This window comes from Streptomyces macrosporus, assembly GCF_039533145.1.
In the GTDB taxonomy this organism is placed as follows: domain Bacteria; phylum Actinomycetota; class Actinomycetes; order Streptomycetales; family Streptomycetaceae; genus Streptomyces; species Streptomyces macrosporus.
On record NZ_BAAASZ010000002.1, the window covers coordinates 51,875 to 70,724 of the forward strand.

Below are 18,850 nucleotides of genomic sequence, written 5' to 3' on the forward strand. Positions count from 1 at the left end.
CGGGGCCCGTGGAGCCGGGCGGGCCGGCCGGTGCGTCCGGCCGCCCGATCAGGCCGGTACGGCGGCCGGGTCGGCGCCGGAGCCGCCCCGGGGACGGCCGGCGGTCCCGGCCTCGTCGACACCCTCGGCACCATCCACCTCGTCGAGGTCGAAGCTCCGGGCGCTGTGGAAGGCGTCCAGGTCGAGGATCTTCTCGCGGGCCGCGACCAGGACCGGGACGACGGCCTGGCCGGCGACGTTGGTGGCGGTCCGCATCATGTCCAGGATCGGGTCGATCGCCAGCAGCAGACCCACGCCCTCCAGCGGCAGGCCCAGCGTGGAGAGGGTCAGCGTGGTCATCACGGTGGCGCCGGTGAGGCCGGCGGTGGCGGCCGAGCCGACGACGGAGACGAAGGCGATCAGCAGGTAGTCGCCGATGCCGAGGGACACCCCGAAGATCTCCGCGACGAAGATCGCGGCGAGCGCCGGGTAGATCGCCGCGCAGCCGTCCATCTTCGTCGTGGCCCCGAACGGCACGGCGAAGGACGCGTACTCCCGGGGCACGCCCAGGCGCTCGGTGACCTTCTGGGTCACCGGCATGGTGCCCACCGAGGAGCGGGAGACGAACGCGAGCTGGATGGCCGGCCAGGCGCCGCGGAAGAACCGCAGCGGGCTGACCCGGGCGACCGTCGCCAGCAGCAGCGGGTAGACGCCGAAGAGGACCAGCAGGCAGCCGACGTAGACGTCGACGGTGAAGGTGGCGTACTGGCCGAGCAGGTTCCAGCCGTACTCGTTGATCGCGCGCCCGATCAGGCCGAGGGTGCCCAGCGGCGCCAGGCGGATGACCCACCACAGCGCCTTCTGCAGCAGGGCGAGGGCGGCCTCGGCGAAGGACAGCAGCGGGGCGGCCTTCTCACCGAGCTTCAGGGCGGCGACACCGGCGACGGCGGCCAGGAAGACGATCTGGAGGACGTTCAGTTCGGTGAACGGCGTGACGACGTCCGTCGGGATGATCCCGGTGAGGAAGTCCAGCCAGGAACCGGCGTCCTCGGGCCGGCCGCCGTCCTTCGGGGACAGGCCGGTGCCCGCGCCGGGGTCGGTCAGCAGGCCGATGCCCAGGCCGATCGCGACGGCGATCAGCGAGGTCGCCATGAACCACAGCAGCGTGCGGGTCGCCAGGCGGGCGGCGTTGGAGACGTTCCGCAGGTTGGTGATCGAGACGGTGATCGCGAAGAAGACCAGCGGTCCGACGGCCAGCTTCAGCAGTTGGACGAAGGTCTCGCCGATCCGGTCGAGGGTGGTGCCGAGCCAGGCGGCACCGGTGCTGCGGGCGACCCAGCCCAACAGGACGCCGAGGACCAGGCCGAGGAGGATCTGGGCCCAGAAGGGCACTCTCGGCAGGCCGGTCCGGCGTCGTATGCGCGGGGACGGGTCGGTGGACGTGTTGGACGACACGTTCGAGGACACGGACACACTCCGGTGAGGCGTGGGGGGACACGATCCTCCGAACACTCGGAGGATTCGACGGTCCCGGAAAACTCGGAAAGGGGGAAGGGCGCGCCGGGGGGTCGTCCGGCCGCCGAAGGTCGCGTCGGCTCAGCGGGTGCGACAGGCCGCGGACAGACAGCGGCAGAGGTCGACGTGCAGCCGGGCCACGAGCATCGTGCTCTCGGCCTGGGCGGTGGTACGGGCTGCTGTCGTCACGGTCCTCACGCTAACACTGGGTCGTCGGTCTTCCCCGGGCCGCCCGGCGGAGGCGGCGTCCGCCGACGCACAACACCCCGCCGGGGGCGGGGTATTCCCGGGCGGGGCGTGCCGTGCGGCGGAAGGTGTGTGACGAGTGTTACGCGACGTCGTCCTCCTGGCTCCGGTTGGCGGCGATCTTCCGCTTGGCGCGGTCCACGCGCTCGACGATCTGCTCGGACATCTCGTCGCGCTGCCTGCGCAGCAGCACCACGCTGAGCGGCGCGGAGACGATCATGGCGAGCATGAGCAGCCAGAGCGGGTTGGCCTTGCCGATGGCCTCGGGCAGTACGCCGACGTAGGCGAGCACCGCGACGACCACGAAGCAGGCGGCGAAGATGCCGAGCCGCAGGGCCGTGTAGCGGAGCGTCGCGTGCGACCTGCGGCCCGGTGCGTCGTCCCGTGTGTTCTCCGGTGTGCTGGTCACAGTGGTGGTCCTTTCGTGTGGCCGACGTCAGCGGAGCTGGAGCCACATGGTGATGTCGTCCCGGAAGTCGTCGTCCGCGACCTTGATGGCGTCGGGGACACGACCGACCTCCTTGTAGCCGCACGACCCGTAGAACCGCTCCAGCCCCACCCCGCCGCGGCAGGTGAGCCGTATGCCCCGTATCCCGTCCATGCCTCGGACGGCGTCCTCGACGGCGGCCATGAGGGCCCGGCCCTCGCCCCGGCCCTGGCGGGCGGGGTGGAGCATCACGGTGTACAGCCACACCCAGTGTCGCATCAGCCGGTGCGTGTTGAACGAGAGGAAGGCGGTGCCCACCGGTTCGCCCTCCTCGTCCCGGGCCACCAGCAGCCGCGCCCGGCCCTCGGACATCGCGACGAGGTGCTTGACGAGTTCGGGGCGCACGTCGTCGGCGGTGACCGGCGGCACGAAGCCGACGGCGCCGCCCGCGTTGGTCACCTCGACCCACAGCGCGCGGATTCCGTCGACGAGCCGCCGGTCGACGGGGGGATCGAGCTCGTAGCGCAGTGCCATCGTGCCGTTTCCGCCGGTCCGTCGCCGGGTCAGACCCGCATGGGCTGCGGGGACTCGCGCCGCAGCGGGTCGGGGCCGTCGTACTCGCGGACGACCTCGTAGCGGGTGTTCCGCTCGACCGGGCGGAATCCGGCGTCGCGGATCAGCTCCAGCAGGTCCTCGCGGGTGAGCTTGTTCGGCGTGCCGTAGTTGTCCGCGTCGTGGGTGATCTTGTACTCGACCACCGAGCCGTCCATGTCGTCCGCGCCGTGCTGGAGGGCGAGCTGGGCGGTCTGCACGCCGTGCATCACCCAGAAGACCTTGACGTGGGGCACGTTGTCGAACAGCAGCCGGGAGACCGCGAACGTCTTCAGCGCCTCCGCGCCCGTGGCCATCGTGGTGCGGGCCTGGAGGCGGTTGCGGATCTTGCCGTCCTTCATGTCCACGAAGTCGTGCTGGTAGCGCAGCGGGATGAAGACCTGGAAACCGCCGGTCTCGTCCTGGAGTTCGCGCAGCCGCAGCACGTGGTCGACCCGGTGGCGGGGCTCCTCGATGTGGCCGTACAGCATCGTGCAGGGCGTCTTGAGGCCCTTGGAGTGCGCCAGCCGGTGGATGCGCGACCAGTCCTCCCAGTGGGTGCGGTGGTCGACGATGTGCTGCCGCACCTCCCAGTCGAAGATCTCCGCGCCGCCGCCGGTCAGCGACTCCAGACCGGCGTCGATCAGTTCGTCGAGGATCTCCGACGCCGACAGGCCCGAGATGGTCTCGAAGTGGTGGATCTCGGTGGCGGTGAACGCCTTGAGCGACACGTTCGGCAGGGCCTTCTTCAACTCCCGCAGCGAGCGCGGGTAGTAGCGCCAGGGCAGCGTGGGGTGCAGGCCGTTGACGATGTGCAGCTCGGTGAGGTTCTCGCCCTCCATCGCCTTGGCCAGTCGCACGGCCTCCTCGATGCGCATGGTGTACGCGTCCTTCTCCCCCGGCTTGCGCTGGAAGGAGCAGTAGGCGCAGGAGGCGGTGCACACGTTGGTCATGTTCAGATGACGGTTGACGTTGAAGTAGACCACGTCGCCGTTCATCCGGGTGCGCACCTCGTGGGCGAGGCCGCCCAGCCAGGCCAGGTCGTCGGACTCGTACAGGGCGATGCCGTCCTCACGGCTCAGCCGCTCGCCGGCGCGGACCTTCTCCTCCAGCTCACGCTTGAGCCCAGCGTCCATGCGTCGCCGCCTCCTTGTCCTGTGCGGGGGTTGCGGGTGGTCCTGTGCGGGTGTGGCCGTCCGTCGTGGGCGACCCGTCGAGCCTACGCCTCCCCCTGTTCCGGCAGGACGGGACCCCCGCCGGCCCGGGGAGCCGAACCCCTCCGTCGGCCCCTCGGCCCGTCGGTCTCCTCCGTCCGTCGCCGGTCGGGCGCCGCGTCGGTCGCCGGTCGGGCGCCGCCGTCAGCCGTCGCCGCCGGGCAGTTCGCCGACCCGGTTCTCCCACTTGGTGGAGAGCACGATCGTCGTCCGGGTCCGGGAGACGCCCTTGGTCCCCGACAGCCTGCGGATCGTGCGCTCCAGGTCGTCCACGTCGCCGGCCCGCACCTTGATCATGAAGGAGTCGTCGCCGGCGATGAACCAGCAGTCCTCGATCTCGGGCAGTTCCCGCAGCCGGTCGACCACTTCCTCGTGGTCCGTGGCGTCGGAGAGCTGGATGCCGATCAGTGCGGTGACCCCGAGACCGAGGGAGGAGGCGTCCACGGTCGCGCGGTAGCCGGTGATGACCCCGGCCGCCTCCAGCCGGTTGATGCGGTCGGTGACGCTAGGCCCGGAGAGGCCGACGAGCCGGCCCAGTTCGGCGTACGAGGCCCTGCCGTTCTCGCGCAGCGCCTGGATGAGTTGCCTGTCCACCGCGTCCATGCGTCCTGGTGCCTTCCGTCGTCACGCGCTGTCGGTTGTCTGTGACCGAATCTAAGGCATCCGGGTACCTTTCCCTAAGACTGGCCTTGTCCGGTCCCCAGCTCGCCTTTCCATCGGCGGTAGAGCCGGTGGGGGACGCCCACCGCGTCCAGCGCCCGACCGGCGACGAAGTCGACCAGTTCCTGGATGTGGGTCGCCCCCGCGTAGAACGCGGGCGAGGCCGGCAGTACCACGGCCCCGGCCTCGTCGAGGGTGACGAGGTGCCTGAGCGTCGGGCCGTTCAGCGGCGTCTCGCGCACGGCGACGACCAGCGGGCGCCGCTCCTTGAGGGTCACGCTCGCCGTGCGCTGGAGCAGGTCCTTGGAGAGCCCCAGCGCGATCCCCGCCACGCACGCCGTGGAGGCCGGGACGACGAGCATGCCCTTGGCCGGGTACGAGCCCGACGACGGTCCCGCGGCCAGGTCCCCGGCCGGCCAGTACCGCACGGTGCCGCCGCCCGCCCCGACGTCGGCGGTGGCGCCGGGGGCCGCGCCAAGATCCGCGTCGGCGATCTTCACGTCGTACGCGTCCGGCGTGCCGTCCGCGCCCCGGGCCAGCCAGCGCCGCAGGTCCTCGCGCCAGTGCGCGTCGCGGAAGGGGTGGCCGGTCTCGTCCAGCAGCGTCAGCCGGGAGGCCCTGCTGACCACCAGGTCCACGTCCTCGCCCGCCTCCAGCAGCGCGCGCAGCACCGACGCGGCGTACGGCGTACCGGACGCCCCGGACACACCGACGATCCACGGCCGTCGCACACTGTCCATCGCAGCGTCCATCACGGCATCGAGCCTAACGTCGTCCACCACGTCCCTCCGTCGGCCGGGTCGTTCCCGAACCTGGCCGCGTCCGTCCCGAGGTAGTTGGATCGTCCTATGCCCATCACCCGCAAGAGTCTGGCCGTCGCCTGTTGCGCCCTCCTGCTCGCCGCCTCCGCCGCCTGCGAGACCTCCGAGCGGGCCGACGCGGAGACCAGGACCCGCAGGGCCGTCGAGCGGCTCGGGGAGTGGGAGGCGGTGTCGGTCACCGCGCGCGTCGACGCCTCGACCGACGAGGTCCACGCCTTCCTCCGGCGGGCCGCCCGGGACGGCGGGACGGTCCCCGGCCGCGCGGACGCGGCGTCGCTGTCCCGGATGGAGGTCGCGTTCACGGCCGGCACGGCCGGCTTGGAGAAGCCGCTGAAGGAGGTCGACGACGAGGACCGTCTCGACTCCGGCTCGATGGTGAACTTCGGCGGTCTGGACCTCGCCGGCTACCGGTCGATCGGCACGGACTTCTACGTCCGCGCCGACTGGACGAGGCTGGACGCGGAGTTCGACGGGGGCCACGCGACGGTGTCGCAGGCCGCCGAGCTGGCCCGCTCCGTGGACGACCTGCCGCCCTCCCTGGCCGCCGCCCGGGACATGTTCCGGGGCAGGTGGGTGCAGATCGACCCCGAGGAGTTCGACCACTTCGCGCGGGCGCTGGGCGGCAAGTACGGCGAACGCGCCCAGCGCCTGGCGAACAGCGTGGACCTCCTGCAGAGCGCCGGGGCCCAGCACCACGTGATCGACTCGGTGCGCCGGGCCCTGGACGAGCACGCCTCCTTCCGGGACGCCGGACGCCGCGACGGCGCCGAGCACGTCACGGTGTCCCTGCCGGCCCGCGAGATCGCCCGTGACCTCGCGGACGCGCTGGGCCCGCTGAAGGAGCGCTTCGACGGCATCGGGTTCGCCTGGCTGGAACGGGCGCCGGACCGCGAGGTCACCGTGGACCTCACGCTGCGCGGCGACACCCTGGCGGGAATGACGGTGGACCTGGGGCGGTTCCTCGGAGCGGGGGACGCGGAGGAGTCCGAGAGCGCCGGGAGGCTGCCGCTCGTCCTCTCCTTCGCCCCCGGGAAGGCGGTCCCGCTCAAGGCGCCGAAGGGCGCGAAGTGGCTGGACCCGCAGGACGTGATGGCCGCGGCGCTCTACGGGGAGCTGGGCGGGTCCGGCTCCTGACCGGCCGACCGGCGCGGGACCGGTCCGGGAGGAGGGTCCCGGAACTTCCGCCACGGTCCGTGACGTTGTCGTACACGGCGGCGAAAGCGGGCACATCCACAGCGGTGATCGCGGGTGGGCAACGGGCGGCCACGACCACGGCGGCGCCGCCGGCACGTTGGACAGCGGAACGGGAGAGGCCCTGATGGTGTACGGACCGTACGGATCGACGACCGGCACGTCTCGCCCCTCGCGTGCCTCCAAGGCGTTGTCGGCGGGTGTGCTGATGCTGGCGTGGGTGGCCCTGTTGTGGCTGCTGGAGGTGGTCGACGTCGCCACCGGCCACTCCCTCGACCCCTACGGCGTCTCGCCGCGCGACACGGACGAGCTGGCCGACGTCATACCGGCGGCGTTCCTCCACTTCGGCTGGGACCACGTGGCGGCCAACAGCGTGCCGCTGCTGGTGCTCGGGTTCCTCGCGGCCGTCCGCGGCATAGGACGCTTCCTCGCCGTCAGCCTGACGATCATCGTCGTCAGCGGCGTCGGCGTCTGGCTGACCGCGCCCGAGCACTCCATCACGGCGGGCGCCTCGGGCCTGGTCTTCGGCCTCTTCGGCTATCTGCTGGTGCGCGGCTTCGTGGACCGCGACGCCCTGGACATCACGGTGGGCATCACGGTCGTCCTGCTCTACGGCTCGATCCTGTGGGGCGTGCTGCCCACGTCCTCGGGCGTCTCCTGGCAGGGCCACCTCTTCGGGCTGATCGGCGGGGTGCTGGCGGCGTTCTGGTTCCGCCGCACCCCGGTCGGCCGGTCGCCCCGGCGGGCCCGGCTGACGTCCTGACCCCTCCGCGGCACCGTCCGGCACCGTCCGCGGCGTCCTCCGCGATCCGGGCGGGGACCGAACGCGATCCGGGCGGGGACCGAGGCGCCCCGGCGTCAGACCGTCAGGCCGCGCAGCACCAGGTCGACCAGGGCGCAGACGAACAGGGCGATCCCGATGAAGCCGTTGACGGTGAAGAACGCCCGGTTAAGTCGGGACAGGTCGCCGGGCCGCACGATGGAGTGCTCGTAGACGAACGCCGCCACCACGATCGCCAGGCCCACCCAGTACGCCGCCCCGGCCCCCGTGGCCACCCCGTACCAGGCCAGCAGCGCCACGGTGACGACGTGGCTGCCGCGGGCGCCGTACAGCGCCCCGGCGATGCCGAAGCGCGCCGGGACGGACCGCACCCCGTGGGACCGGTCGGCGGCCACGTCCTGACAGGCGTAGATCAGGTCGAAGCCGCCGATCCAGACGCCGACCGCGAGCCCGAGGATCACCGCCTCCCACGACCAGGCGCCGGTGACCGCCAGCCACGCCCCCACGGGCCCGATGGCCTGGGCCAGTCCGAGGATGGCGTGCGGGAAGTCGGTGAACCGCTTCCCGTACGGGTAGACCACCATCGGCACGACGGCGAGCGGCGCGAGCGCCAGGCACAGCGGGTTGAGCAGCGCGGCGGCCCCGAGGAAGACGGCCAGGGCGACCAGCGCGCCCGTCCAGGCGGTGCGCACCGACACCGCCCCGGTGACGATCTCCCGTCCCGCGGTGCGCGGGTTGCGGGCGTCGATCTCCCGGTCGATGATCCGGTTGGCGGCCATGGCGAAGGTGCGCAGGCCCACCATCGCGACGGTGACGAGGAACAGCTCCCACCAGTGGACGCTGCCGTCGTCGAGGAACATCGCGGTGAGCGAGGCCATGTAGGCGAAGGGCAGCGCGAAGACCGAGTGCTCGATCATCACCAGCCGCAGGAACGCCCTGACCCTGCCCGCGTCGGGGGCCGGCTGGGGCCCGGTGACGCCCTCGGTGACGGAACTCACAGCCCGTACTCCCGCCAGCGCCGGGTGACCTTGGCGGCGGTCTCCGGGTCGGAGACGACCATGTTCGGCCAGCCGCCGTCGCGCGTGTAGCCCTCCTCGGGCCACTTGGCGGTGGCGTCGATACCGGCCTTGCCGCCCCAGAACTGCTGGTAGGAGGCGTGGTCCAGGTGGTCGACCGGGCCTTCGGTGAGGAGCAGGTCGCGGGAGTAGTCGGTGTTGCCCAGGGCCCGCCAGGCCACCTCGTGGAGGTCGTGGACGTCACAGTCGGCGTCCACCACGATGATCAGCTTGGTCAGCGACATCATGTGCGCGCCCCAGATGGCGGACATCACCTTCTGCGCGTGCTTGGGGTACTTCTTGTCGATCGAGACGATCGCGCAGTTGTGGAAACCGCCCGCCTCGGGGAGGTGGTAGTCCACGATGTCCGGGATGATGATCTTCAGCAGCGGCAGGAAGAAGCGCTCCGTGGCCCGCCCCAGCGGTCCGTCCTCCGTCGGCGGGCGGCCGACGACGATCGACTGGAAGACCGGCCGTCTGCGCATGGTCACGCAGTCGATGGTCAGCGCCGGGAAGTCCTCCTGGGGGGTGTAGAAGCCGGTGTGGTCGCCGAACGGCCCCTCCGGCAGCATCCTCCCCGGCTCCAGCCAGCCCTCCAGCACCACCTCGGCGCGGGCGGGGACCTGGAGCGGCACCGTCTTGCAGTCCACCATCTCCACCCGCTTCCCCTGGAGGAAGCCCGCGAACAGGTACTCGTCGATGTCGCCCGGCAGCGGCGCCGTGGAGGCGTAGGTCACGGCGGGCGGGCAGCCGAAGGCGATGGCGACCGGCAGCCTCTCGCCGCGCCGCGCGGCGACCTGGTAGTGGTTGCGGCTGTCCTTGTGGATCTGCCAGTGCATGCCGATGGTGCGCTTGTCGTGGCGCTGGAGCCGGTACAGACCGAGGTTGCGGACGCCGGTCTCCGGGTCCTTGGTGTGGGTGAGGCCCAGGTTGAAGAACGAGCCGCCGTCCTCGGGCCAGGTGAACAGCGCGGGGAGCTTCTCCAGGTCGACGTCGTCGCCGGTGAGCACCACGTCCTGGACGGGCGCCTCCTTGACCTTCTTCGGCGGGACGTGCGCCATCGAGCCGAGCTTGCCGAAGGCCTCCCGCATCCCGACGAACCCGTGCGGCAGCTCCGGCTTGAGCAGCCCGCCGATCCGCTCGCCGATCTCGTCGTAGGACTTCAGGCCCAGCGCCTTGAGGAGACGGCGGTCGGTGCCGTAGACGTTCATCGCCAGCGGCACCGTGGTGCCCTTGACGTTCTCGAAGAGCAGCGCCGGTCCGCCGGACTTCTGGACCCGGTCGACGATCTCCCCGATCTCCAGATGGGGATCGACCTCGGCCTTGACGCGAATGAGGTCTCCGTCACGCTCCAAGGCCCGCAGCAGCGAGCGGAGATCGTCGTATGCCATGGGGCAAGTATCCGATACCCATTACCCTGGGCGTGTCACGGGGCCTTCTCCCGGTTCCGGCCCGTTCCCGGCCCGACGGGGCCACAAGAGCCCACCACGTGCCGTACTACCGCTTCACAGGGGGCGTTGCCCATGCTCAGGCTTCTTCCGACCGTTCTCGTCCTGGCGGTGTGGATCTACGCCTTCATCGACTGCCTCAACACCCCCGAGAACGAGGTCCGCAAGCTGCCGAAGGTGGCCTGGGTCCTGATCGTCCTGTTCTTCGGCACGGTGTTGCTGGGTCCCATCGCCTGGTTCGTGGCCGGCCGGCCGCGCCGGAACGCGCCCTACGGGGCCGTCCGGCCCGCCGAGCGCCGCTGGGTCGCCCCGGACGACAACCCCGAGTTCCTGAGGACGATCGGCGAGCGGACTCGGCGGCCCGAGGCCGAACCCGCCGAGGAGAAGCCGTCCGACGAGCGCGCCGCCTCCGCCGAGACGGAGCGCTCGGAGAAGCGTCCGGAGAAGAAGGACGAGCCGATCCGCGACGAGGGCCGCAACAAGGAGAGCGGCGGGCCGGAGGACAACGTCCCGCCCGCCGCCTGAGCCGGGCGGTTCCCCGCCCGGCCGCGCGTCCCTCGGCGTCCGGCTCCGCGCCTCACACCCCGCCGTAGGAGTGGAGGCCGTCGAAGAAGATGTTGACGCCGTAGTAGTTGAACAGGAAGCAGAGGAAGGCGATCAGCGCCAGGTAGGCCGCCCTGCGTCCCTTCCAGCCCGCCGTGGCGCGGGCGTGGAGGTAGCAGGCGTAGCCGACCCAGGTGATGAACGACCAGACCTCCTTGGGGTCCCAGCCCCAGTAGCGGCCCCACGCCTTCTCGGCCCAGATCGCGCCCGCGATGATGGTGAAGGTCCAGAAGGGGAAGACCGCCGCGTTGATGCGGTAGGCGAAGCTGTCGAGGGACGCGGCGCTGGGCAGCCGCTCCAGCACCGAGCGGGCGAAGGCGCCCGGCTTCCCGCCCGCCTCCAGCTTGCTCTCGTGGCGGTCCCGGAACAGGTACAGCAGCGTGGAGACCGCGCCGATGTAGAACAGCGCGCCGCAGACGATGGCCAGCGAGACGTGGATCCACATCCAGTACGAGTCCAGCGCCGGGACGAGCTGGTCGCTCTCGGTGTAGAAGACCACGATGGCCAGGCCCAGGTCGAGCAGCACCGTGGTGACCAGCGGCAGCCCGAGCCAGCGGATGTTCTTCTTCGCGATCAGGAAGCCCAGGTAGGCGCCGACGGCGACCATCGAGAAGGCCGTCGAGAACTCGTACATGTTGCCCCAGGGGGCGCGCTGCACCGACAGGGCGCGGGTGAGGACCGCGCCGAAGTGCAGCAGGAAGGCCAGGACGGTGAGCGAGACGGCGATCCTGCCGTACAGGTCGCCCTGTTCGTCCCCGCCCGCGGCGCCGGGGCCGTCCGGCACGTCGGCCCGGCGTCCGGTGCCGGAGCGGGTGACGACCTTCGGCTTCTCCAGCACCTTCGTGCCGCCGGAGGTCCGCACGGTGACGGAGACCCCCGCCGCGGCGGCCTCCGTGGCCCTGGCGTTCCCGGTGTCCTTGGCGGTGAGCGCGGTGGCCGTGCGGGCCACCTTGCTGCGGCTGCCGAACACCCACTCCACGATGTGCGCGACGAAGGCCAGGGCGTAGACGGCCATCGCCGACTTGATCAGCACGTTGCTGAACTCGGCCAGGCTCTCGTTCGCCGCGACGGCGATGTCGGTCACGGCGTTGACTGCGGCGTTCACTCGGTCTCTCCTCGTGACGAGGGTCCGGCGCCCTCGGTGGCGCCGGGCGCGGCCGCGGTCTTGCCCGCGGCGGTCCGTTCTCTCTCGGTGTCCTCGGCCTCGGCCCGCTCGGCCGCGGGCGGCGCGTCGGACTGCAACGCGAGGGCCAGGTCGCCCAGTTCCTCGGGGATCCTCGCGGACTCGCTGCGTCCCAGCGCGGCCATCTCCACCAGGGTGGTGCCGTCCTCGCCGCGCTCGGCGCGGACCCACACCCGGCGGCGCTGGACGAACAGGGAGCCGGCCAGCCCCAGCACGGCGGCGATCGCGCCGCCCAGCGCCCAGCCCTCGCCCGGCTCCTGGGAGACCTGGAAGCTGGCCCACTCCTTGACGCTCTCGAACTTCAGCGTGCCCGCGCCGTTCGGCAGCTCGACGGACTCGCCCGGACGCAGGTCGGCGCGGAACAGGTCGCCGTCGTCGTCCTTGAACTGCTCCATGTTGTCGGTGTCGAGCTGGTAGACGTTCTGCGGGAGTCCGGAGTCGACGCCCAGGTCGCCGTGGAAGGCGTTGAGGGACAGCACCGGGTAGTCCAGCTCGGGGAACGTCGAGTGCGGTCCGCGCACCTCGTCGATCCCGTAGGTGGGCGTGAAGATGCCCTGGAAGCCGAGCTGTTCCCGCTCGCCGTCCTTGTCCCGGTAGTCGGTGACCTTGATCACACCCGTGGAGGTGATGTTGCCGTCCTGCGGGAGGAACGGCACCGGGCCCCGGTAGGCCAGTTCCCCCTGCCCGTCGGTGACGCTGACGACCGGCGCGTAGCCGTGGCCGATGAGGTAGACCTGGGTGTCCCCGACCTCCAGCGGGTGGTTGACCTCGATGGCGGTCTTCTTCTCCTCGCCGTCGGCGCCCTCCCAGTACGTCACGTCGGCGCGGAACTCGCGGGCCGTGCCGCGTTGGGGTCCGCTGCGCTCGAAGGACGCCTCGAAGTCCTTCAGCGTGAAGCCGAAGGCGTCCATGTCGCCGGCGTCGTACAGGGCGCCGGAGGTGAAGTCGTCGTACTGGGTGAGAGTGTTGGCGAAGCCGTCGCCCTCCACGATCAGCTTGCCGCCCTCGGACTTCCACTGCGTTCCGGCCGCGAAGGCCAGCAGCATCACGATCAGCGAGACGTGGAAGACCAGGTTCCCGACCTCGCGCAGGTAGCCCTTCTCCGCGGAGACCGAGCCTCCGGCGGGGGAGGCGTCGGGCCCGGCCGTCCGGAAGCGCCGGCCGCGCAGCGCCGACCGCGCCGCCGCCAGCACCTTCTCCGGCTCGGCGTCGGTGCGCCAGGTGGTGTACGCCGGCATCCGGGTCAGCCGGCGCGGGGCGCGCGGCGGACGGCCGCGGAGCTGCCCGACGAACTGCCAGGTGCGCGGCACGATGCAGCCGATGAGGGAGATGAACAGCAGGATGTAGATCGCGGAGAACCACACCGAGCTGTAGACGTCGAAGAGCTGGAGCTTGTCGTAGATCGGCCCCAGCGTCTCGTGGCGCCGCTTGAAGTCCTCGACGACGGACGGGTCCACGTCCTTCTGCGGGATCAGCGAACCGGGGACCGCGGCGAGCGAGAGCAGGAACAGCAGGATCAGGGCGACCCGCATCGAGGTGAGCTGCCGCCAGGCCCACCGGGCCCAGCCGATCGGCCCCAGGGAGGGGACGTCGAGCGTGGCCTCCTCGCGGGGGGCGGTGGAGAGCCGGGCGCCCGCGTCCCGGTGTTCGGCGTTCTCCACGGCGTTCTCTGGAGCGTTCTCGGCGTCGGCTGTGGGCATGGTCAGATCCCTACGGTGAAGCTGTTGGTCCAGGCGCGGAGTTCGCCGAGCATCAGGTCCCAGACTCCGGTGAGCATCAGGACCCCCAGGGCGATCAGCATGCCCCCGCCGATCCTCATGACCCACAGGTAGTGCCGCTTGACCCAGGCGAACGCGCCGAGCGCCCGCCGGAAGGCCACGGCGGTCACCACCAGCGGGAGGCCGAGGCCGAGGCAGTAGGCGGTCGTCAGCAGCGCTCCCCTGACGGCGCTTGCCTCGTTGAGGGCCAGCGCGTTGACGGCGGTCAGCGTGGGTCCCAGGCAGGGGGTCCAGCCGACCCCGAAGAGCACGCCGAGCAGGGGGGCGCCGGCCAGGCCCACGGCCGGTTTCCGGTGGAACCGGAACTCGCGCTGCCCCACTCCCCCGAGCACGCCCGTGAAGAGCAGGCCCATCACGATCAGCAGCACGCCCAGGACCCTGGTCAGCACCTCTTGGTGGGCCTGGAGCGTCCACCCGAAGTACCCGAAGAGGGCGCCGCCCGACACGAACACCGCGGTGAAGCCCACCACGAACAGGGAGGAGCCGAGCACCATCCGCCACCGCCGGGCGTCCGCCAGGTCGGCGCCGCCGATCCCGGTGACGTACGACAGGTAGCCGGGGACCAGGGGCAGCACGCAGGGGGAGAAGAACGACACGAGCCCGCCCACCAGCGCGACGGGAACCGCGATGAGCAGTCCGCCGGAGAGCACGGTCTCGTTGACGCCCGTGGCGGAGGCGAGGTGGAGCATCCGCCTCACTTCTCCTTGATCAGGGGTTCGAGGATGGAGCGCAGTTCCTCCTCGCCGAGTTCCTTGAGGGCGCGCACGGCGATCCGTCCCTCACGGTCGACGACGATGGTCGAGGGGATCGTCTGCGGGTTGAGGCTGCCCTTGGGGAACCGCAGGAGGAGCTTTCCCGAGGGGTCGTACAGGCTCGGGTAGGGGACCCCGAACTCCTTCTCGAACCGCTGGGCCGGGACCCGGTCCGTGTCGCGGGTGTTGATCCCGACGAACTGCACCCCCTGGTCCGCGGTGTCCTTCGCCACCTCCACCAGGTGCGGCATCTCGGCGCGGCAGGGCGGGCACCACGAGCCCCACACGTTGACGACCAGGATCTTGCCCCGGTAGTCGGCGGTGCTCAGCTCCTTCCCGTCCACCGTCTCGCCGGAGAGTTCCGGGGCGGGTCGGCGGTCCTCCGGCTTCACCTTGGTGACCGCTCCCGTGCCCTCCACGTAGTTCGTGCCGGAGCCGCCGCTCTGCGCCTCGCTGTCGCCGCCGCATCCCGACAGCACCAGCACGCACGCCGCCACGGCGGCGACGGCCGCGGACAGCCGGGAACGCCGACGGGGTCCGGTAGCGCGAAGAATCATGTGAAAAGTTTCCCATGCCCTCTGCGCGGCCTTCCCCCCGCCCCCGGCCGGAGCGGACCCCCGGGCTCCGGACCTGCGCGTCCCTCCGGACCGTGTGGCGCGCGCCACCGTCCGGGCGGACGTCCGTCCGCCGCCCGGACGGGCCGTGGGCCGGGCCCCGGGGGCCGCCGTCGCGAGGCCGCCGCGATCGATCCCGCTCAGGCCCCGAACCCCCTGACCTTCTTCGCCCCCTTCACCGGCTTCGCGCCCGCCCGCAGGTGGGGCGGCACCAGGTCGCGGGCCGGCTCGGTGTAGCCGACCGAGACGATCCGGTCGCCGACGAACGTGAACGTGGTCAGCGACGCCAGGGTGCACTGCCGTCTGCGCGGGTCGTGCCAGAGGCGGCGGCGCTCGACGAAGCTGCGCACGGTCCAGATGGGGAGCTGGTGGCTGACGCACAGCGCCTCGTGCCCGCGGGCGGCGTCCCGCGCGGCCTCCAGCGCGGCCATCATCCGCACCACCTGGTCGATGTACGGCTCGCCCCAGGAGGGCCGGAAGGGGTTGCGCAGGTGCGGCCAGTTCGCGGGCCGCCGGAGCGCGCCGTCGCCGACGCCGAAGGTCTTGCCCTGGAAGATGTTCTCCGCCTCGATCAGCCGCTCGTCGGAGGCCACCTCCAGGCCGTGGACCTTGGCGATCGGGGCGGCGGTCTCCTGGGCGCGCTCCAGCGGGGAGGCCACCACGTACGCGATGTCGCGGTGGGCCAGGTGCTCGGCCACCCGCTCGGCCATCCGGCGGCCCAGCTCGGAGAGGTGGTAGCCGGGGAGGCGGCCGTAGAGGATTCCCTCGGGGTTCTCCACCTCCCCGTGCCGCATCAGGTGGACGACGGTCCGCTGCCCGCCGCCGTGCCGTTCCCGCTCCCCCGCCGTCTCCGAGGTGACCGTCACGTCCGCCGGGTCCGTCATCTCCGCGGCGCCCGTCACGTCGGTCGTCATGCCGGGTTCTCCACGGGGTCGTCGGCCCGGGCCGCGGCCGCGGCGCGCGCGGCGTGGGGCAGGGCGTCGGCGATCCGCTCGACGGCCCGCTCGTCCAGCGCGGTCGAGACGAACCACGCCTCGAAGGCCGAGGGCGGCAGGTAGACGCCCCGGGAGAGCATCTCGTGGAAGAAGGCGGTGAAGCGGAAGGACTCCTGCCGCCTGGCCGCGGCGTAGTCCACCACGTCCTCGTCGGTGAAGAAGACCGAGAACATGTTGCCCGCCCGCTGGAGCCGGTGCGCCACGCCCTCCTTGGCCAGCGCCTCGGTCACCAGAGAGCGCACCTCGGCGGAGACGGCGTCCAGCCTCTCGTACGCCGCGTCGTCCAGCAGCCGCAGCTGGGCGAGGCCCGCCGCGGTCGCGATCGGGTTCCCCGAGAGGGTGCCCGCCTGGTAGACGGGGCCGGCGGGGGCGAGGTGGGCCATCACGTCGGCACGTCCGCCGAAGGCCGCGGCCGGGAAGCCGCCGCCCATGACCTTGCCGAAGGTCATCAGGTCGGGCACCACGCCGTCGAGCCCGTACCAGCCCGCCCTGGAGACGCGGAAGCCGGTCATCACCTCGTCGGAGATGTACAGCGCGCCGTGGCGCTCGCACAGTTCCTTCAGACCGGCGTTGAAGCCCTCGCGCGGCGGCACGACGCCCATGTTGCCCGGCGACGCCTCGGTGATCACGCAGGCGATCTCGTCGGGGTGCGCGGCGAAGGCGGCGGCGACGGCCTCCAGGTCGTTGTAGGGCAGCACCAGGGTGTCGCCGGCCTGCGCGCCCGTCACGCCGGGCGTGTCGGGCAGGCCGAAGGTGGCCACGCCCGATCCGGCGGCGGCCAGCAGGGCGTCGACGTGTCCGTGGTAGCAGCCGGCGAACTTGACCACCTTGGCGCGGCCGGTGAACCCGCGCGCCAGCCGGATCGCCGACATCGTGGCCTCGGTGCCGGAGGAGACCAGCCGCACCTGGTCGACGGGGGCGACGCGGGCCACGATCTCCTCGGCGAGCTCCACCTCGCCCTGGCCGGGGGTGCCGAAGGACGTGCCGCGCGCGACCGCCGCCTGGACCGCCTCGGTCACGGCGGGGTGGGCGTGCCCGAGGATCATCGGACCCCACGAACACACGAGGTCGACGTACTCGCGGCCGTCGGCGTCGGTGAGGTACGGACCGGTACCGGACACCATGAAGCGGGGCGTACCGCCCACGGCGTGGAAGGCGCGTACCGGAGAGTTCACGCCTCCGGGCGTCACGACGGCGGCGCGGTCGTACAGCGACTGCGATACTGGTGCTTCGTACGGATAGCTCACGCAAGCCATGGTCTCAGAGCCTCGCGCACATGTGCGGCCGGGCGTTTCACAGCCCGCCAGAAGGGGAGGTCTCTGGGAGTCTCTGAGACGATGATCGGGTTGCGCGGCACATGCCGCGAGTGGTCGGGTGGTGACATGCAGCGCGGTGGCGGACTGGGCGAGGGCACGGGGGACATCGGTCCCAGGCGCGCACGGGGCCGTCACCGGCGTGATGCTTCCGAGCCGGCAGAGACGAGGAACAGCAAGGGTGGCCGGGTGGGGGTGACCTACAAGTACTTCGGCGCGCCGGACGGCGCCACCGCCGCTCGCGTGCCCATCTCGATGCGCCCCGAGGAGCTGGGCGGGGACGAACTGGGCCACGGCATGTTCACCAGGATCAAGCCGGAGACGATGGCGGCGATGGTCCTGACGGGCATCGAGGGGATACCCCTCCACAAGGTGCCCCCTCTGGAACTGGTGGTGCTCCGCTCCGACTACGCCGTGGTCAAGCTGCCCATGGCCGTCGTCGACCCCCTGCGGGGCATCGGCGAGGAGTCGGTGGGCGCCGCCGCCTTCATCTGGTCCACCGTCCCCGACCGGGGCGGTCCGCGCGACGCCTTCGACGTCTACCAACTCCTCCACGAGTGGCAGGACTTCTCGCACCGCCTCCACGAGGCGGGCCACCAGCCGTACTGCCTCGTCTGGCCCTGACCGCGCGCCCGTCCGACACGTCCGTCGCCCGGCGGCGCCCGGTCGGTCCGCGCGACGGGGGTCGCGGTCGTCGTGCGCGCGCCGCGGGGAGGGCGACCCGGACCTCCCCGATCCCCGGGACCTATCCTGCGAGCGGCACCGACACGTCCACCACCGGGAGGGCCCGCCCATGACCTCGTCCGCCGAGCAGTCCCCCGACCAGTCCGCCGAGCAGTCCCCCGACCAGTCCGCCGAGCAGTCCCCCGACCGGTCCGCCGCGCCCACCGCCGTCGTCACCGGCGCGAGCAGCGGGATCGGCGCCGCGACCGCGCGACGGCTGGCCGCCGAGGGCTACCGGACCGTGCTCACCGCCCGCCGCAAGGAGCGCGTCGAGTCCCTCGCCGCCGAACTGACCGACGCCGGGCACCGGGCCCTGCCGTACGTCCTGGACGTCACCGACCGCGCGGCCGTGGACGCCTTCGCCTCCTGGCTCGGCCCCCTCGCCCCCGGCAGCGTGCTGGTCAACAACGCGGGCGGCGCCCTGGGCACCGACCCCGTGGCCACCGGCGACCCGGCCGACTGGCGGGCGATGTACGAGGTCAACGTCCTGGGCGTGCTCAACATGACCCAGGCGCTGCTCCCGGCGCTGACCGCCTCCGGCGACGGCACGGTGCTCGTGCTGTCCTCCACCGCCGGCCACGCCACCTACGAGGGCGGGGCGGGCTACGTCGCCGCCAAGCACGGCGCCCACGTGCTGGCGGAGACCCTCCGCCTGGAGGTGTGCGGGCAGCCCGTCCGCGTCATCGAGATCGCGCCCGGCATGGTCCGCACCGAGGAGTTCTCCCTCACCCGCTTCCGCGGCGACGCCGAGAAGGCGGCGAAGGTCTACGAGGGCGTCGCCGAGCCGCTGACCGCCGAGGACGTGGCCGACACCGTCGCCTGGGCCGTGACCCGCCCGCCGCACGTCAACGTCGACCTGCTGATCGTCCGTCCCCGCGCCCAGGCGTCCAACACCAAGGTGCACCGCGAGGGGTGAGCGGCTCCGGGCCCCGAAACGTTCCGAGCGCCCGCCCCCCCCCGG

19 protein-coding genes are annotated in these 18,850 nt (G+C 72.0%); 5 read left to right on the top strand and 14 right to left on the bottom strand.

What is annotated here, in order from left to right; genetic code table 11:
- Positions 1 to 48: 48 nt before the first annotated feature.
- From ABD335_RS00245 to ABD335_RS00270, 6 genes are all read right to left on the bottom strand, one after another.
- Positions 49 to 1,434: a dicarboxylate/amino acid:cation symporter gene (locus tag ABD335_RS00245; protein ID WP_344319959.1), complete on the bottom strand. Its 1,386-nt coding sequence runs from the start codon at positions 1,432 to 1,434 to the stop codon at positions 49 to 51.
- A 388-nt stretch (positions 1,435 to 1,822) separates the two neighbouring features.
- Positions 1,823 to 2,149 (bottom strand): DUF4229 domain-containing protein, encoded by a 327-nt coding sequence (locus ABD335_RS00250; RefSeq protein WP_344319921.1) that lies wholly within the window; start codon positions 2,147 to 2,149, stop codon positions 1,823 to 1,825.
- Between the two features lie 27 nt (positions 2,150 to 2,176).
- Positions 2,177 to 2,701 (bottom strand): GNAT family N-acetyltransferase, encoded by a 525-nt coding sequence (locus ABD335_RS00255; RefSeq protein ID WP_344319922.1) that lies wholly within the window; start codon positions 2,699 to 2,701, stop codon positions 2,177 to 2,179.
- 29 nt (positions 2,702 to 2,730) lie between these two features.
- The gene (mqnE, locus tag ABD335_RS00260) at positions 2,731 to 3,894 is read right to left on the bottom strand and encodes an aminofutalosine synthase MqnE (RefSeq protein ID WP_344319923.1); all 1,164 of its coding nucleotides are present in this window, start codon (positions 3,892 to 3,894) and stop codon (positions 2,731 to 2,733) included.
- Between the two features lie 222 nt (positions 3,895 to 4,116).
- Positions 4,117 to 4,575: an Lrp/AsnC family transcriptional regulator gene (locus ABD335_RS00265; protein ID WP_344319924.1), complete on the bottom strand. Its 459-nt coding sequence runs from the start codon at positions 4,573 to 4,575 to the stop codon at positions 4,117 to 4,119.
- A 74-nt stretch (positions 4,576 to 4,649) separates the two neighbouring features.
- The gene (locus tag ABD335_RS00270) at positions 4,650 to 5,372 is read right to left on the bottom strand and encodes a UbiX family flavin prenyltransferase (protein ID WP_344319925.1); all 723 of its coding nucleotides are present in this window, start codon (positions 5,370 to 5,372) and stop codon (positions 4,650 to 4,652) included.
- A 108-nt stretch (positions 5,373 to 5,480) separates the two neighbouring features.
- On the opposite strand from ABD335_RS00270, the gene ABD335_RS00275 reads away from it, so the two are divergent.
- Together ABD335_RS00275 and ABD335_RS00280 are read left to right on the top strand one after the other, a co-directional pair.
- Positions 5,481 to 6,587, top strand: a complete 1,107-nt coding sequence (locus ABD335_RS00275; RefSeq protein ID WP_344319926.1) for a hypothetical protein — start codon at positions 5,481 to 5,483, stop codon at positions 6,585 to 6,587.
- 184 nt (positions 6,588 to 6,771) lie between these two features.
- Positions 6,772 to 7,407 carry a rhomboid family intramembrane serine protease gene (locus ABD335_RS00280; RefSeq protein ID WP_344319927.1) on the top strand — a complete coding sequence of 212 codons (636 nt, stop codon included), beginning with the start codon at positions 6,772 to 6,774 and terminating at the stop codon, positions 7,405 to 7,407.
- A gap of 95 nt (positions 7,408 to 7,502) precedes the next feature.
- Here ABD335_RS00280 and mqnP read toward each other — a convergent pair whose 3' ends face one another.
- Both mqnP and ABD335_RS00290 read right to left on the bottom strand, forming a co-directional pair.
- On the bottom strand, positions 7,503 to 8,423 hold the full coding sequence (gene mqnP / locus ABD335_RS00285; RefSeq protein ID WP_344319928.1) for a menaquinone biosynthesis prenyltransferase MqnP: 921 nt from the start codon (positions 8,421 to 8,423) through the stop codon (positions 7,503 to 7,505).
- On the bottom strand, positions 8,420 to 9,871 hold the full coding sequence (locus tag ABD335_RS00290) for a menaquinone biosynthesis decarboxylase (protein WP_344319929.1): 1,452 nt from the start codon (positions 9,869 to 9,871) through the stop codon (positions 8,420 to 8,422). The genes mqnP and ABD335_RS00290 overlap by 4 nt, the downstream gene beginning before the upstream one ends.
- Before the next feature lie 132 nt (positions 9,872 to 10,003).
- On the opposite strand from ABD335_RS00290, the gene ABD335_RS00295 reads away from it, so the two are divergent.
- Positions 10,004 to 10,453, top strand: coding sequence for a PLD nuclease N-terminal domain-containing protein (locus ABD335_RS00295; protein ID WP_344319930.1), 450 nt, complete (start codon positions 10,004 to 10,006; stop codon positions 10,451 to 10,453).
- Between the two features lie 52 nt (positions 10,454 to 10,505).
- Here the strand turns inward: ABD335_RS00295 and ccsB are convergent, their stop codons facing one another.
- The 6 genes from ccsB to hemL form a co-directional block, all read right to left on the bottom strand.
- On the bottom strand, positions 10,506 to 11,636 hold the full coding sequence (gene ccsB, locus ABD335_RS00300; RefSeq protein WP_344319931.1) for a c-type cytochrome biogenesis protein CcsB: 1,131 nt from the start codon (positions 11,634 to 11,636) through the stop codon (positions 10,506 to 10,508).
- On the bottom strand, positions 11,633 to 13,414 hold the full coding sequence (gene resB, locus ABD335_RS00305) for a cytochrome c biogenesis protein ResB (RefSeq protein WP_344319932.1): 1,782 nt from the start codon (positions 13,412 to 13,414) through the stop codon (positions 11,633 to 11,635). Before resB ends, ccsB begins: the two co-directional genes overlap by 4 nt.
- A gap of 2 nt (positions 13,415 to 13,416) precedes the next feature.
- Positions 13,417 to 14,181 (bottom strand): cytochrome c biogenesis CcdA family protein, encoded by a 765-nt coding sequence (locus tag ABD335_RS00310; RefSeq protein ID WP_344319933.1) that lies wholly within the window; start codon positions 14,179 to 14,181, stop codon positions 13,417 to 13,419.
- Between the two features lie 5 nt (positions 14,182 to 14,186).
- Positions 14,187 to 14,801 (bottom strand): TlpA family protein disulfide reductase, encoded by a 615-nt coding sequence (locus ABD335_RS00315; protein WP_344319934.1) that lies wholly within the window; start codon positions 14,799 to 14,801, stop codon positions 14,187 to 14,189.
- A 197-nt stretch (positions 14,802 to 14,998) separates the two neighbouring features.
- Positions 14,999 to 15,652: a histidine phosphatase family protein gene (locus ABD335_RS00320; protein ID WP_344319960.1), complete on the bottom strand. Its 654-nt coding sequence runs from the start codon at positions 15,650 to 15,652 to the stop codon at positions 14,999 to 15,001.
- Positions 15,653 to 15,768: 116 nt separating this feature from the next.
- Positions 15,769 to 17,109, bottom strand: coding sequence for a glutamate-1-semialdehyde 2,1-aminomutase (gene hemL, locus ABD335_RS00325; RefSeq protein ID WP_344319935.1), 1,341 nt, complete (start codon positions 17,107 to 17,109; stop codon positions 15,769 to 15,771).
- Positions 17,110 to 17,235: 126 nt separating this feature from the next.
- On the opposite strand from hemL, the gene ABD335_RS00330 reads away from it, so the two are divergent.
- Positions 17,236 to 17,790, top strand: a complete 555-nt coding sequence (locus ABD335_RS00330; RefSeq protein ID WP_344319936.1) for a hypothetical protein — start codon at positions 17,236 to 17,238, stop codon at positions 17,788 to 17,790.
- A 169-nt stretch (positions 17,791 to 17,959) separates the two neighbouring features.
- On the top strand, positions 17,960 to 18,805 hold the full coding sequence (locus ABD335_RS00335) for an SDR family NAD(P)-dependent oxidoreductase (protein ID WP_344319937.1): 846 nt from the start codon (positions 17,960 to 17,962) through the stop codon (positions 18,803 to 18,805).
- Positions 18,806 to 18,850 lie beyond the last annotated feature (45 nt).

Excerpts from the sequence above, each read along its gene's own strand:
- ABD335_RS00255 (WP_344319922.1), bottom strand. The coding sequence starts at position 2,701 with ATGGCACTGCGCTACGAGCTCGATCCCCCCGTCGACCGGCGGCTCGTC.
- mqnE (WP_344319923.1), bottom strand. The coding sequence starts at position 3,894 with ATGGACGCTGGGCTCAAGCGTGAGCTGGAGGAGAAGGTCCGCGCCGGC.
- ABD335_RS00265 (WP_344319924.1), bottom strand. The coding sequence starts at position 4,575 with ATGGACGCGGTGGACAGGCAACTCATCCAGGCGCTGCGCGAGAACGGC.
- ABD335_RS00270 (WP_344319925.1), bottom strand. The coding sequence starts at position 5,372 with ATGGACAGTGTGCGACGGCCGTGGATCGTCGGTGTGTCCGGGGCGTCC.
- ABD335_RS00275 (WP_344319926.1), top strand. The coding sequence starts at position 5,481 with ATGCCCATCACCCGCAAGAGTCTGGCCGTCGCCTGTTGCGCCCTCCTG.
- ABD335_RS00280 (WP_344319927.1), top strand. The coding sequence starts at position 6,772 with ATGGTGTACGGACCGTACGGATCGACGACCGGCACGTCTCGCCCCTCG.
- ABD335_RS00290 (WP_344319929.1), bottom strand. The coding sequence starts at position 9,871 with ATGGCATACGACGATCTCCGCTCGCTGCTGCGGGCCTTGGAGCGTGAC.
- ABD335_RS00295 (WP_344319930.1), top strand. The coding sequence starts at position 10,004 with ATGCTCAGGCTTCTTCCGACCGTTCTCGTCCTGGCGGTGTGGATCTAC.
- resB (WP_344319932.1), bottom strand. The coding sequence starts at position 13,414 with ATGCCCACAGCCGACGCCGAGAACGCTCCAGAGAACGCCGTGGAGAAC.
- ABD335_RS00310 (WP_344319933.1), bottom strand. The coding sequence starts at position 14,181 with ATGCTCCACCTCGCCTCCGCCACGGGCGTCAACGAGACCGTGCTCTCC.
- ABD335_RS00315 (WP_344319934.1), bottom strand. The coding sequence starts at position 14,801 with ATGATTCTTCGCGCTACCGGACCCCGTCGGCGTTCCCGGCTGTCCGCG.
- ABD335_RS00320 (WP_344319960.1), bottom strand. The coding sequence starts at position 15,652 with ATGCGGCACGGGGAGGTGGAGAACCCCGAGGGAATCCTCTACGGCCGC.
- hemL (WP_344319935.1), bottom strand. The coding sequence starts at position 17,109 with ATGGCTTGCGTGAGCTATCCGTACGAAGCACCAGTATCGCAGTCGCTG.
- ABD335_RS00330 (WP_344319936.1), top strand. The coding sequence starts at position 17,236 with ATGCAGCGCGGTGGCGGACTGGGCGAGGGCACGGGGGACATCGGTCCC.
- ABD335_RS00335 (WP_344319937.1), top strand. The coding sequence starts at position 17,960 with ATGACCTCGTCCGCCGAGCAGTCCCCCGACCAGTCCGCCGAGCAGTCC.